Here is a 12,810-nt window from a genome sequence, read left to right as displayed (position 1 = left end):
GTAATGAAGAATTTCAAAAATCTAAGAAACAGCAATAAAACAAAAAAGCTTCTGAAATATCTTCAGAAGCTTTTTTAGTGCGGATAATAGGACTCGAACCTACACGCCTTGCGGCACCAGATCCTAAGTCTGGCATGTCTACCAATTTCACCATATCCGCGTAATTGTGGGTGCAAAGATAAGCATACTTTCGAATATTCAAAGAAAAATTTCAAAAAAATTATTAATTCTCTTTTTCGTACTTTTGGGTTTCTATAAAAATAATTTAAATGGAAAATATTAAGTCCTACGTTCAACAACATAAAGATCGGTTTATCAATGAATTGATCGAATTATTAAAGATTCCGTCGGTTAGTGCCGACACTGCATACTCACAAGATGTTATTGATACAGCAGAGGCTGTTAAAGAAAGTTTATCAAAAGCAGGCTGTGATTTTGTCGAAACTTGCGACACTCCGGGTTATCCAATTATTTATGGAGAAAAAATAATCGACCCAAATCTTCCAACTGTTTTAGTTTATGGACACTACGATGTTCAACCGCCAGATCCATTAGAATTATGGACTTCACCACCATTTGAGCCGGTTATCAAAACGACAGATATTCACCCTGACGGCGCCATTTTCGCACGTGGAGCATGTGACGACAAAGGTCAAATGTATATGCACGTAAAAGCACTTGAATATATGGTGCAGAACAATGTTTTGCCTTGTAACGTAAAATTCATGATCGAAGGTGAAGAAGAAGTAGGTTCGGCAAGTTTGGCTTGGTTCGTAGAGCGCAACCAGGAAAAACTGAAAAACGACGTTATTTTAATTTCAGATACCGGAATGATTTCTAACCAACAACCGTCAATTACGACAGGTTTAAGAGGTTTGAGTTATGTTGAGGTTGAAGTTACGGGACCAAACCGCGATTTGCATTCAGGATTGTACGGTGGAGCAGTAGCGAACCCAATTAATATTTTGGCAAAAATGATTGCTTCGCTTCACGACGAAGACAATCATATTACGATTCCGGGATTTTATGATAAAGTTCAGGAATTATCTGCCGAAGAAAGAGCCGAAATGGCAAAAGCGCCTTTTAGTTTAGAAAAATATAAAAATGCTTTAAACTTAAATGATGTTTATGGCGAAAAAGGATATGTAACCAACGAACGCAACTCGATCCGTCCGACATTAGACGTAAACGGAATCTGGGGCGGTTATACTGGCGAAGGTGCAAAAACAGTTATTGCGAGTAAAGCATTTGCTAAAATCTCAATGCGTTTGGTTCCAAATCAGGATTGGGTTGAAATTACAGAACTTTTCACGAAACATTTTACAAGCATTGCTCCGGCTGGAGTTACGGTAAAAGTAACGCCTCACCACGGTGGTCAAGGTTATGTAACGCCAATTGACAGTATCGGTTATCAGGCGGCAAATAAAGCCTATACAGAAACGTTTGGAGTTCCTGCAATTCCGGTTCGTTCTGGAGGAAGTATTCCAATTGTGGCTTTGTTTGAAAAAGAATTAAAAAGCAAAACAATCTTAATGGGATTTGGTTTAGACAGTGATGCAATTCACTCGCCAAACGAACATTTCGGAATCTTTAATTACTTGAAAGGAATTGAAACGATTCCGTTGTTTTACAAGTATTTTGTGGAACTTTCTAAGTAGGTTTTAACTGCAAAGTAAGGTATGTTTTTTGCTTGCAAAGACGCAAAGGCGCAAAGTTTTTTAAGGTTTAGATACTTTGTCAAAGTTCAAAACTTTGACAAAGTTGACTTCAAAATAAATCCGTTCAGCAATGAGCGGATTTTTTTTTTTTTTTTTTGAATTTGGAATTTCAGTATTGGATTTTGAAATTATTTTGGGCGTTGCCTCCGGCCGGGCTTTCGGCTATATCTTTTATTCCGCTACGCTTCATAAAGGATACCGCCTCTATCCCTAACGCTCAGGAATACTATTGAATATTCAGGAATTCAGGTTTTTATGCTTTTTGGATGCTTAATATTTTAAGGCTGTAATTAATATGTTTAAATTAAATTAGTATTTTTATAAGAGAATAACTAAAAAAATACCACTATGTATCCAAAATTAAATTCGGTTTCCAAGGTGAAAATAGTTTTGTGTTTTGCTTTTGTTTTGTTTTTCAATGTCAGAACAACTGCGCAGGAAACAAAGGCAAAAGCAGGCTATTATCAAACAGCAGATTTGACCGAAAAACCAACTTATCCTGGTGGTATGCCGGAGTTTTATAAATTTGCTGGCCATTTTTTTAAAGTACCATCAACGCCAACAGGAATTGTGCTAAAAGGAACCATACGCGTTACTTTTATTGTTCAAAAAGATGGTTCACTAACCGATATGAAAGTCGTCAAAGATCTCGGCTATGGTACCGGCGAAGAGGCTTTGAGAGTACTGCGATTATCTCAAAAATGGATACCTGGCAAACTAAATGGCCAAGTGGTACCAGCTGAATTTCATCTTCCAATTTCTATTCAAGAACCTGATAAGCAATAGTTTTTTTTATGATTAATTAAAAAAAATGATCATAAAAGTTGCACGTTTGATTTTTATTTCTACATTTGTAGAGCAGTGTCTATAAGTGTAGAAATAATCATTTTTATGAAAAGCCATTTTTTATTATTGTTATTCGGATTATTGCTTTTAAGTTGTAAAAGCAAATTGGTGAATCAGAAAATTGATCATAAGAAAGAAGGCGTTTGGATTGATAATTATAAACAGGACAGTACGACTTATAAATCGTATGAATATTACAAACACGATATTCCGGTAAAAAAGTGGAAAATGTATATCAACGGAAAAATCTACAAAACAGAGAAATATAAAAATGGAATCTGCATTGTAAAAAGCTATTACGAAAACGGAAAAATAGAATCAAAAGGAAAAACAAAATTAGAAACAAATTCGGTTGAAACGCATTGGTTTTATTTTGGAGAATGGAAATTTTATTCGAATAGCGGAAAATTAAAAGAAATCAGAAATTACAATAAAGGAGAATTAATCTCGGAACAAAAAATAAAATAAGCCACTAACATTAAACCATGAAAAATATTATTGCTTTTAGTTTTATTGTCATGATTTGTCTTTCCGCGCAAGCGCAGACTTATAAAGAATGGATTCGCAAAGCAGATTCTTGCTATGGGAAGGAAAACTATAAAATGTCTGTTGCTTATTATGAAAAAGCTTTTAAAATGGAGCAAAAAGTTGCGAAGAATTTTTACAATGCAAGCTGTTCTGCATCTATGGCAAAAGAGAACAAAAAGGCATTTAAATGGTTGAATTTGGCAATTGACAATGGATTTCAAAACATGGATGAGCTTCAAGTTGAAATGGATTTAAAACCGTTGCATTCAGAAAAAGATTGGGAAAAAACAATTGAGAAACTGCAAAAGAAATTAGACATTATAGGTGTAAATTACGATAAGGTGCTGGAAAAAGAACTTTCGGAGATTTATACTGAAGATCAGGAAATTCGTGGAGAATTTATGAATGTGTATAAAGCACCAAAACCTGATAAAAAGAAAATTGACAGTATTGGTCAAATCATGATAAAAAAGGACAGTATTAATCTTATCAAGGTTATGAAAATACTGGACGAAAGAGGATGGTTAGGAAAAAATGTTGTAGGTGTTCAGGGAAATAAGACTTTGTTTTTGGTCATTCAGCATTCTCCTTTAAAACAGCAGCAAAAGTATTTGCCAATGTTGAGACAGGCGGTTAAAAATGGAAATGCAAACCCAATAAATCTGGCGTATTTGGAAGATAGAGTAGCTTTAAGAGAAGGAAGGCATCAAATTTACGGAAGTCAAACAGCAAAGAATAGTATAACTAATAAATGGCATGTATCGCCCTTGATTGATCCAGATAATGTCGATAAAAGACGCGCAGAAGTTGGACTTGGACCTATAGCAGATTATGCAGCAAAAATGAATATCGAATGGAATTTAGAAGATTATAAGAAAGAATTGCCTGAATTGGAAAAACTTGAAAACATTAAAGAATAATGAATTAAGAATTAAGAATTAAGAATTAAGAATTAAGAATTAAGAATTAAGAATTAAGAATTATATTAATTAAACTTCAATGTGCTTAAAAAACTTAGCAACTTAGAATCTCAGAACCTTAGAACCTTAAAAAAATGCAACTATCAAACTCAGAAGAACAATTAATGGAACATCTTTGGAAGCTTGAAAAGGCTTTTATGAAAGATCTGCTCGAAGCGTATCCAGAACCAAAGCCTGCAACAACAACTGTTGCAACGCTTTTAAAACGAATGATTGACAAAAAATTTGTTGCGTATAATGAATTCGGAAATTCAAGAGAGTATTATCCGTTGGTAAAAAAGACGGCTTATTTTTCGAAACATGTAAACGGATTAATCAGCAATTTTTTTAATAATTCGGCCTCACAATTTGCTTCGTTTTTTACAACCGAAACAAATCTATCTGCTTCAGAATTAGAAGATCTTAAAAAAATAATCGACTCAGAAATTCAAAAAAAGAAAAAATGATAGACTTTCTTGTGAAATCAACGATTAGCTTAAGTATTCTTTTGGTTGTGTACCATTTATTCTTGCAAAAAGAAAAAATGTTTCGCTTCAACAGGTATTTTTTATTAGTCAGTTTGTTTTTTTCAATAACAGTGTCTTTTATATCTTTTGAAATTCAACAAGATATTCCTATTGCGTACAATAATGTAATTAAGTTTCAGAATATAACGGCAAACACGCTTCCAATTCAGGAAGAAGTGACAAGTATAAACATAGAAGAACAAACCAGTTATTGGCTTTCGCTCTTATGGATAACTTATATCGCAATTACGTTGATACTAAGCTATCGATTTATCCAAAATATTTATAGAATCACATCAAAGGCTAAAATTTCTAAAATCATTTTTTATCAAAATATAAGAATGGTTTTACTCTCAGAAGAAACTTTGCCTTATTCTTTTTGGAATTCCATTTACATAAATCAAAATGATTTTGAAAATGGACTAATAGAACAAGAATTGTTTACGCATGAAATTGCGCATGTAAAGCAAAAACATACTCTTGACGTGATTTTTATCGAAATTTTGAAAACATTATTTTGGTTCAATCCTATTTTTATTTTTTACAAAAAAGCCATGCAGCTTAACCATGAGTTTTTGGCAGATGAAAATGTAATAATGGCCCACAATGATGTTTGTTTATATCAAAAGCTTTTATTCAATAAATTAAGTACTTCGCAACCCATTTATCTGGCTAGCAATTTCAATTTTTTATCAACAAAAAAACGACTTATCATGATGACAAAAATCACTTCAAAAACAAGAATTTTAGTAATGAAATCTTTAGCCGTTTCAGGTATTTTGATACTATTTTTATTATTTGCTTTCAAACCATTACCATTGGGCAGCAAAAAGACTATAGTAATTGATGCCGGACATGGCGGGGAAGATATTGGAGCACAAATAGGTGTCGAGCAAGAAAAGAAAATTGTGGAAAATATTGCTAAAAAAATAAGCGTGCTGAATGGCAAAGATGAAATTGAAATTATTTTGCTTAGAAACGATGATAGTTTTATAGAATTAAGCGAAAGAGTATCGAAAATAAACAAGATAAACCCAAATTTGGTAATTTCTTTACACGTAAATAGCTCACCAGATCTAAATAAAAATGGGGTAAATGCATATGTTTCAAAACAAAATGGTTTTTATGAAAAATCAATGGAAGATGCTAAAAGTTTAGTTGATAAAATCTCAAATGAAAAACTTGCTAGAGGAGAGGTTAAAGAGGCAAACTATTATGTGCTTAAAAACTCAAAATGTCCCGCATTATTAGTGGAAATTGGCTATTTATCAAATGATAATGATAGAGATTATCTAGCTAGCGAAAATGGGCAAAATGAAATTGCAAATAAAATAGTTGAATTCATCAAATTATAGATGTCTACCAAGACATCTTATTACTATTGAATTAGGCAGTTAAATATTTCTATCGCATCATTAGCATATAAAATATTGGAAATTCAGTTAATTAACGGGTTTTAAACTTCAAAAAAAGAAAAAATGATAGACTTTCTTATAAAATCGACGATTGCTTTGGGAATTTTCCTTGCTTTTTATCATTTGATTTTAGAGCGGGAAAAAATACATCAGTTTAACAGATTCTTTTTGCTTTTTTCGATTATAATTTCGTTTGTGATTCCGTTTATTACGTTCGAGATTATTAGGGAAATTCCAGTGAATTTTTCAAATCAAATAAATATTGATCAGGCAACAATTACTCCAGTTCGAGCAGCTGAAAAAACGGATTATAAATTAAATTTCTTATGGAGTTTATACGCGATAATTACATTGCTGTTTTCGATACGATTTGGCAGAAATATTTGGGCAATAATGTCTAAATCCAGCAATAATCCAATAATTAAATTTAAGAATTCGAAATTGGTTTTGGTTGATGAAAAAATTCTTCCATATACTTTTTTAAATTACATTTTTGTCAATTCTGATGATTACAAAAAACGCAATATTGAAGAGGAATTGTACGCGCACGAATTGGTTCATGTTACTCAAAAACATACAATCGACATTTTGTTTATTGAGCTTTTAAAAACTATTTTTTGGTTTAATCCTCTCTTTGTGTTTTATAAAAAAGCAATTCAACTCAATCATGAATTTCTTGCCGATCAGGAAATAGTGAAAGAATATAATAATGTTCCATTTTATCAAAAATTGCTTTTAGAAAAAGGAAGTGGAATTCAACCCATTTTCCTGGCCAGTAATTTAAATTATTTAGTGACAAAAAAACGATTAATTATGATGACAAAAAGAACATCGAGAAATATAGCGGTTCTTAAAAAAATGGCTATTGTTCCGGTTTTCATGGCTTTAGTAACTTTTTTATGTGTTAAAATTGTAGCGCAGGAAACTAAAATAGAAACGAAAACAGATGTTCTTAAAAATAGTTCTGTTATTGAAAATAATTTTTCTAAAACAGCGGTTGTTTATACAGACAAAGTAAGAAATACTACTAGCGAAAAGAAAGACGTTGAAGCTACGCCAGAATCAAAAAAAGAAGTTCCATCTTCAACTGTTTCCGCCATAAAATCGACTGATATTATTGTTGACCCAGTAGATAGACAACCAGAATTTCCAGGTGGCATATTGGAGTTCTACAAATTTGTAGGGAAAAATTTTAAATCGCCAGCAGATAAAATTGAAGGAAAAATTATAGTAGAATTTATGATTGAAACAGACGGTTCGCTTTCAGAATTTCAAGTAGTAAAAGATTTAGGTTTTGGATTAGGCGATGAGGCAATTCGTGTTTTAAAACTTTCTCCAAAATGGAATCCAGGAATTCAAAGCGGACAGCCAGTTAGAGTGTTGTACACGTTACCGATAACTATTCAATCGGAAAAGTAAATTTTAAGATTCTAAGTTGCTGAGGTGCTAAGATTCTGAGTTTTTTGTAGAGGCGCACTGCAGTGCGTCTAACTCACAGCAGAAAAACCTCTGTCCCTTTGAAACCTTGCCTCTTTGAACCTTTTTTGAAAAAAAAATCCGCTTCTTTTGCATCATAGAAGCGGATAAAATAAACTAAAAAAAAAATTCTAAAAAATAAAAATCAAAAAACGGGACTAAAACAAGTCCGGATTATATCCAAAATAAGGCACAGTTTGTTCGTTAAAAATAACGCCGTACTCTTCTAATTCTGTTAGTATTGGTTCGTAAACTTCCTTTTTTATCGGAAGCTGAACGCCTGGAGTTGTAATCTTTCCGTTTAAAATAAGCAACGTTGCCATTGCAACAGGAAGTCCAACTGTTTTTGCCATTGCGGTATAAGTCTGATCGTCGCCAATGCAGACCATTTTAGAGTCAATTTGCTTCTTCTCGCCGTTTAGTTCATAACCGAATTTATGATACATTACAATCATGTCTTTGTCTCCTGTTTCCAAAGTCCAGCTGTCCGTTAATATTTTTTCTAAAATCTGAGCCGGAGTTGCATTAGGTAAGTTCAATTTTTTATCTGGGTTAAATAAATCCAGTTCCAAAAGTTTATCCCACATAATATCATCCTGATCAATTTTAAGAATAAAACGGGTTTTGATCTCAACAGAATCTGTTGGATGATAAGGCAAAAACGAATTCATAAATTGGCGATAACTCATGTTTTCAGAATCTTCTATAACATAACTGTCATCTGTCATTCCGAGTTGAACAAACATATTCCAAGCTTTCGAAAAACCAACTCTTCGAATTGTTCCTCTGTATAAAGTCAAAATATCATCAAGCCCGTAAACCGATCTGTATTTAAGTGAATCCCGATTTGAATACGCTTCAAATTTTCCATAACCTTCTACTTCCAGAAATTCGGTTCTGCGAAATAATGCGCTGTAAGGAATGTATTTATAAGTTCCTTCCTGAATAAATTTGGCTGCGCCTCCTTGACCTGCTAAAACCACATTTCTAGGTGCCCAGGTAAATTTATAATTCCACAAATTATTGTCAGATTCAGGTGCTACAAGTCCACCGCAGAAAGATTCAAACAAAAGCATTTTACCGCCTTTTGACCTGATTTCATCAATTACTTTCATGGCACTCATATGATCAATTCCGGGATCAAGGCCAATTTCATTCATAAAAATCAAATTGTTTTTCTTTGCTTCTTCGTCAAGCCCCTGCATGGCATCACTTATATAAGATGCAGTAACAAGATGTTTTTTGAAATGAAGACAGTCTTTGGCAATTTCAATATGCAAATGTGCCGGAAGCATCGAAATGACGATCGAAGCTTTTTCGATTGCCGATTTTCTTTCTTCAGAATTAAAAATATCTAAAGCAATTGGAGTTGCATTTGGGTGTTTCTGTGTCTTTTTTTCAGCTAAAGCCAAAGATAAGTCCGCAACCATTAAATGAAGGTTCTCACTCTCAGATTTCGAAAGTAAATATCGGATAAGCGATGATGCTGAACGGCCGGCTCCGAAAATTAAAATGCTTCTCATGTTTTAAATATATAACACAAATATATTAAAATGTTATAAATATAACAATTGAAAATAAAATAAAATGTGTATTTTTTTTGAAATGAGTTAAAAGATAGATTTTTCAGCTATTGCTATATATTTTGGAAAAATGAAATGTCTTTTTAGAATTGTATTAAGTATTTTTGCATCGTAATAAGAAAAACAAAAACATGAAAAGAAGAATAGTTTTGACGGGAGCTTTTATAGGAATGTTAGCTATTATTTTAGGCGCTTTTGGAGCTCATTTGCTAAAAAAATATTTATCTGTAGAGGAGTTAAATACTTTTGAAGTTGGAGTTCGCTATCAAATGTACCACGCTTTCTTTTTGTTCTTTATTTCTACCCGAAAAGATATCGCCGAAAAAACATTAAAAACAATTTATAATCTAGTTGTTGGCGGTGTACTTCTTTTTAGCGGCTCAATCTATTTATTAGCTACAAAAAACTTCACTTTATTCGATTTTAAATTTATAGGATTCGCAACACCTTTAGGCGGATTGCTATTAATTGTTGCCTGGCTAACGTTATTTGTTGCGATTTTGAGGCAAAAATCATAAAATGCCGAATAAAAAATTCTATCTAAAAATTAATATTTAATTTTGTCTCATAAATAACATATAATCTTATTTGTGTGAGTTTATTTTATTTTTTGCTTGAAAAAGAAAAAAATATAACATTTTCACGTAATAAGTTATAAGAAAACAATTTAGAGGCTCTTATTTTTTTATTTTATTGAATTTAAAGGTTAATTTTTGCTTTTTTGACATAAATAAAAGTGAAATTGAAATATTTTTAAAGGATTTACAATAAAACTGTAATTTTGCTTTCTATCAATTATCACACACAACTTAAAATTTATGGACACTAACACACTTTTCTCGCAATCGATTTCGTTAAAAGAATTAGGAATTGAAAATGCTAAAGTTCGCTATCAATTATCCCCAGATGAATTGCATGCCATTACTTTGCAGTCAGGCCAAGGTGTCGAGAGCTCTACTGGAGCGTTGGCGATTAATACAGGTGAATTTACAGGGCGTTCTCCACAAGACCGTTTTATTGTAAAAGACTCGATTACAGAAGATAAAGTTTGGTGGGGAAATGTAAATATTCCTTTTGCACCAGAAGCTTTTGAAAAATTATATAAAAAAGTAACAGCGTTTTTATCAGACAAAGAAGTTTTTGTTCGCGATTCATACGTTTGTTCTGATAACAATTACAGATTAAATGTTCGTGTAGTAACTGAAACAGCTTGGTCAAACTTGTTTTGTTACAATATGTTCTTAAGACCAGAAGAGTCAGAATTAGCAAATTTCACTCCAGATTGGACAGTAGTTTGTGCTCCAAGTTTTATGGCAGATCCTGCTGTTGACGGAACGCGTCAATCTAATTTTGCTATTTTAGATTTTACTAAAAAAATTGCACTAATTGGCGGAACTGGTTATACAGGAGAAATGAAAAAAGGAATTTTCTCTGCTTTAAACTTCATTTTGCCAGTTTTCGAAAATACACTTCCAATGCATTGCAGCGCCAATGTTGGTAAAAACGGAGATACTGCAATTTTCTTCGGATTATCAGGAACTGGAAAAACAACTTTATCTGCAGATCCAGAACGTAAATTAATTGGAGACGATGAACACGGATGGACAAGCGAGAATTCAGTTTTCAATTTTGAAGGAGGATGCTACGCTAAAGTAATCAACTTATCTGAAGAGAATGAACCAGATATTTATAGAGCAATCAAAAAAGGTGCTCTTTTAGAAAATGTGGTTTTCAAAACTGGAACAAACGAAGTTGATTATGATGATGTTTCAATTACTCAAAATACTCGTGTAAGTTACCCAATAACACACATTGATAATATTCAGCCAGGTTCAATTGGACAGAACCCTAAAAATATATTTTTCTTAACAGCAGATTCTTTCGGAATTCTGCCTCCAATTTCAAAATTGACTCCAGGTCAGGCAGCTTACCATTTCATTTCTGGATATACTGCAAAAGTTGCAGGAACAGAAGCTGGTGTAACGGAGCCACAGCCAAATTTCTCTGCTTGTTTTGGTGCGCCTTTTATGCCTTTGCACCCAACAAAATATGCTGAAATGTTAAGCAAAAAAATGAAAGATGCGGGAGTAAAAGTTTGGTTAATCAACACAGGATGGACTGGAGGTCCTTACGGAACTGGAAGCCGAATGAAATTAAAATATACTCGTGCTATGATTACTGCTGCATTAAACGGAGAACTTGATAATGTAGAGTATAAAGATCACGCAGTATTTGGAATTGCAAAACCACAATCTTGTCCAAACGTTCCTGAGGAAATTTTAAATCCAAGAAATACTTGGGCAGACAAAGATTTATACGATAAAAAAGCGTTAGAATTAGCTCAAAAATTCAAAGCTAATTTTGCCAAGTTTGAAGAATTTGCTAATGCTGAAATTTTAGCAGGAGCACCGATTACAGAATAAAGGGGCAATTACTAATTCAAAATTAAAAAAGCTGTTCATTTTTTGAACAGCTTTTTTTTTAGTTTACAGTCTCGGTTTTCAGCTTGCAGTCGCAGTCTAAGGCTCAGTTTTCAGTCTCAGGCTGACATTGCTTAAATTATAGTTACGGTTTACAGTCGTAGTTTAGCGTTTAGTTCGAAAACTGCAAACTGCGACTGCAAACTGCGACTGTAAACTGAAAACTGCGACTGAAAACTGAAAACTTATTTCTTCTGCGAGTCGATACGCTTCTGGATTAAATCCCAAGTATAATAATGAAATGTCATTCCGTTGCTCATCGCTACGAAAAGTCCGTTTTTATATTTTGGACCTAAGTTTATATTTGTAACATCGGCGCCGTCGCATTCAATTGTTGAAGTTGGAACTTCGGCTAATAAAGGATGATTATTTGGATTTCCGTTGGCTCCTTCTCTCGGATAGACGATAAAAGAATTTGCCTGTTGGTTTGAAACTAAAATATATCCAGTAGAATCTGTTTTTTTGTAAATCGCAATTCCTTCATGATCTGCTTTAAAATCTTTTTGGCCAAAGAAAGCCAATTCTTTATTATCATTTAAAGCAGGATCAGCTTTGTATTTTTTAATTCCAACTTGTTCGTCACAGTAATAAACATTTCCTAATTCGTTATCGACGGCAATAGCTTCAATTTCCTTTTTACCGCTATAAGTTCCGAATTTACGAATCACTTTTGCAACAACAAATTTTCCATTTCCTGAAAGTTCATACTGCCATAAATAACTTCCAGATGGTCCCGTTTTTCTTCCTACAATAGCGAAAATCTTCTGATCACTTGGACGTGTATATAAAGCAACTCCCATTGGATCTCTTTCTGCATCGCCTTCAAAAACTGGAATTCCGCCATTATCAATTGGCTCTAAATCAGGAAGGCTGAAGATTCTTATTTTGTTGCTTTCGCGCTCTGTTGTAACGGCAATATCAACTTTTTTTCCATCAATAAGTAATCCGTAAGCGATATCAACATTATTTGGACGTTTTAGCGGAATTGATTTTTTAAGGATTTTTCCATTCAAATCAAAAGCATATAAACCGCCGTCAGTATCTTTATCAGTTCCCACAATAATGCTTTTTGAAGCATCAGTTGGGTGAATCCAGATAGAAGGATCGTCTGTATCGTGAGGTAATGCCTCCGTAACGGTTGTAGGTTTTAAGGCATTTGGCTGTACTGGCGCTAATTTATCGTCTTTACAAGCTGTAAATAATGCAGTTAAAAGTAAAAACGATAGGATCGATTTATTTTTCATTCTAATATTTATTTTAAATTAATTAGACAGAACC

General features: G+C 33.1%; 11 protein-coding genes and 1 tRNA gene. 9 read left to right on the top strand and 3 right to left on the bottom strand.

Going from position 1 to position 12,810, the window contains the following annotated elements:
• Positions 1–78 precede the first annotated feature (78 nt).
• Positions 79–160: transfer RNA gene (locus EV145_RS01205), tRNA-Leu, on the bottom strand.
• A gap of 109 nt (positions 161–269) precedes the next feature.
• Here EV145_RS01205 and EV145_RS01200 point away from each other — a divergent pair.
• The 7 genes from EV145_RS01200 to EV145_RS01170 all read left to right on the top strand — a co-directional run bounded on the left by EV145_RS01200 (position 270) and on the right by EV145_RS01170 (position 7,412).
• Positions 270–1,658 carry a dipeptidase gene (locus EV145_RS01200; protein ID WP_133523421.1) on the top strand — a complete coding sequence of 463 codons (1,389 nt, stop codon included), beginning with the start codon at positions 270–272 and terminating at the stop codon, positions 1,656–1,658.
• A 408-nt stretch (positions 1,659–2,066) separates the two neighbouring features.
• Positions 2,067–2,504: an energy transducer TonB gene (locus EV145_RS01195; RefSeq protein WP_133523420.1), complete on the top strand. Its 438-nt coding sequence runs from the start codon at positions 2,067–2,069 to the stop codon at positions 2,502–2,504.
• A 105-nt stretch (positions 2,505–2,609) separates the two neighbouring features.
• Positions 2,610–3,032: a hypothetical protein gene (locus EV145_RS01190; RefSeq protein ID WP_133523419.1), complete on the top strand. Its 423-nt coding sequence runs from the start codon at positions 2,610–2,612 to the stop codon at positions 3,030–3,032.
• A 17-nt stretch (positions 3,033–3,049) separates the two neighbouring features.
• Positions 3,050–4,012 carry a DUF6624 domain-containing protein gene (locus tag EV145_RS01185; RefSeq protein WP_133523418.1) on the top strand — a complete coding sequence of 321 codons (963 nt, stop codon included), beginning with the start codon at positions 3,050–3,052 and terminating at the stop codon, positions 4,010–4,012.
• Between the two features lie 134 nt (positions 4,013–4,146).
• A complete protein-coding gene (locus tag EV145_RS01180) occupies positions 4,147–4,518 on the top strand; it encodes a BlaI/MecI/CopY family transcriptional regulator (protein WP_133523417.1) in 372 nt (123 codons plus the stop codon).
• Positions 4,515–5,933, top strand: coding sequence for an N-acetylmuramoyl-L-alanine amidase (locus tag EV145_RS01175; RefSeq protein WP_133523416.1), 1,419 nt, complete (start codon positions 4,515–4,517; stop codon positions 5,931–5,933). Before EV145_RS01180 ends, EV145_RS01175 begins: the two co-directional genes overlap by 4 nt.
• 123 nt (positions 5,934–6,056) lie before the next feature.
• Entirely contained in the window at positions 6,057–7,412 is a 1,356-nt protein-coding gene (locus EV145_RS01170) for a M56 family metallopeptidase (protein WP_133523415.1), read from the top strand.
• Between the two features lie 215 nt (positions 7,413–7,627).
• Here the strand turns inward: EV145_RS01170 and EV145_RS01165 are convergent, their stop codons facing one another.
• Complete coding sequence (locus EV145_RS01165; RefSeq protein WP_133523414.1) at positions 7,628–8,992, bottom strand: saccharopine dehydrogenase family protein; 1,365 nt, start codon at positions 8,990–8,992, stop codon at positions 7,628–7,630.
• Between the two features lie 191 nt (positions 8,993–9,183).
• Here EV145_RS01165 and EV145_RS01160 point away from each other — a divergent pair, with 191 nt between their 5' ends.
• Together EV145_RS01160 and pckA are read left to right on the top strand one after the other, a co-directional pair.
• Positions 9,184–9,570: a DUF423 domain-containing protein gene (locus tag EV145_RS01160; protein ID WP_133523413.1), complete on the top strand. Its 387-nt coding sequence runs from the start codon at positions 9,184–9,186 to the stop codon at positions 9,568–9,570.
• A gap of 300 nt (positions 9,571–9,870) precedes the next feature.
• Positions 9,871–11,475, top strand: coding sequence for a phosphoenolpyruvate carboxykinase (ATP) (gene pckA, locus EV145_RS01155; RefSeq protein ID WP_133523412.1), 1,605 nt, complete (start codon positions 9,871–9,873; stop codon positions 11,473–11,475).
• Positions 11,476–11,717: 242 nt separating this feature from the next.
• Here the strand turns inward: pckA and EV145_RS01150 are convergent, their stop codons facing one another.
• Complete coding sequence (locus tag EV145_RS01150; protein WP_133523411.1) at positions 11,718–12,776, bottom strand: phytase; 1,059 nt, start codon at positions 12,774–12,776, stop codon at positions 11,718–11,720.
• Positions 12,777–12,810: the final 34 nt, after the last annotated feature.

It is taken from the genome of Flavobacterium sp. 245 (assembly GCF_004362055.1).
GTDB lineage: Bacteria > Bacteroidota > Bacteroidia > Flavobacteriales > Flavobacteriaceae > Flavobacterium.
The sequence above is the reverse complement of the archived record's forward strand: the minus strand, read 5'-3'. Positions and strand labels throughout refer to the sequence as shown.

Bases quoted from the DNA above. Each gene is read 5' to 3' on its own strand.
- EV145_RS01170 (WP_133523415.1), top strand. From the start codon at position 6,057: ATGATAGACTTTCTTATAAAATCGACGATTGCTTTGGGAATTTTCCTT.
- EV145_RS01175 (WP_133523416.1), top strand. From the start codon at position 4,515: ATGATAGACTTTCTTGTGAAATCAACGATTAGCTTAAGTATTCTTTTG.
- EV145_RS01195 (WP_133523420.1), top strand. From the start codon at position 2,067: ATGTATCCAAAATTAAATTCGGTTTCCAAGGTGAAAATAGTTTTGTGT.
- EV145_RS01200 (WP_133523421.1), top strand. From the start codon at position 270: ATGGAAAATATTAAGTCCTACGTTCAACAACATAAAGATCGGTTTATC.
- EV145_RS01150 (WP_133523411.1), bottom strand. From the start codon at position 12,776: ATGAAAAATAAATCGATCCTATCGTTTTTACTTTTAACTGCATTATTT.
- pckA (WP_133523412.1), top strand. From the start codon at position 9,871: ATGGACACTAACACACTTTTCTCGCAATCGATTTCGTTAAAAGAATTA.
- EV145_RS01185 (WP_133523418.1), top strand. From the start codon at position 3,050: ATGAAAAATATTATTGCTTTTAGTTTTATTGTCATGATTTGTCTTTCC.
- EV145_RS01190 (WP_133523419.1), top strand. From the start codon at position 2,610: ATGAAAAGCCATTTTTTATTATTGTTATTCGGATTATTGCTTTTAAGT.
- EV145_RS01180 (WP_133523417.1), top strand. From the start codon at position 4,147: ATGCAACTATCAAACTCAGAAGAACAATTAATGGAACATCTTTGGAAG.
- EV145_RS01165 (WP_133523414.1), bottom strand. From the start codon at position 8,992: ATGAGAAGCATTTTAATTTTCGGAGCCGGCCGTTCAGCATCATCGCTT.
- EV145_RS01160 (WP_133523413.1), top strand. From the start codon at position 9,184: ATGAAAAGAAGAATAGTTTTGACGGGAGCTTTTATAGGAATGTTAGCT.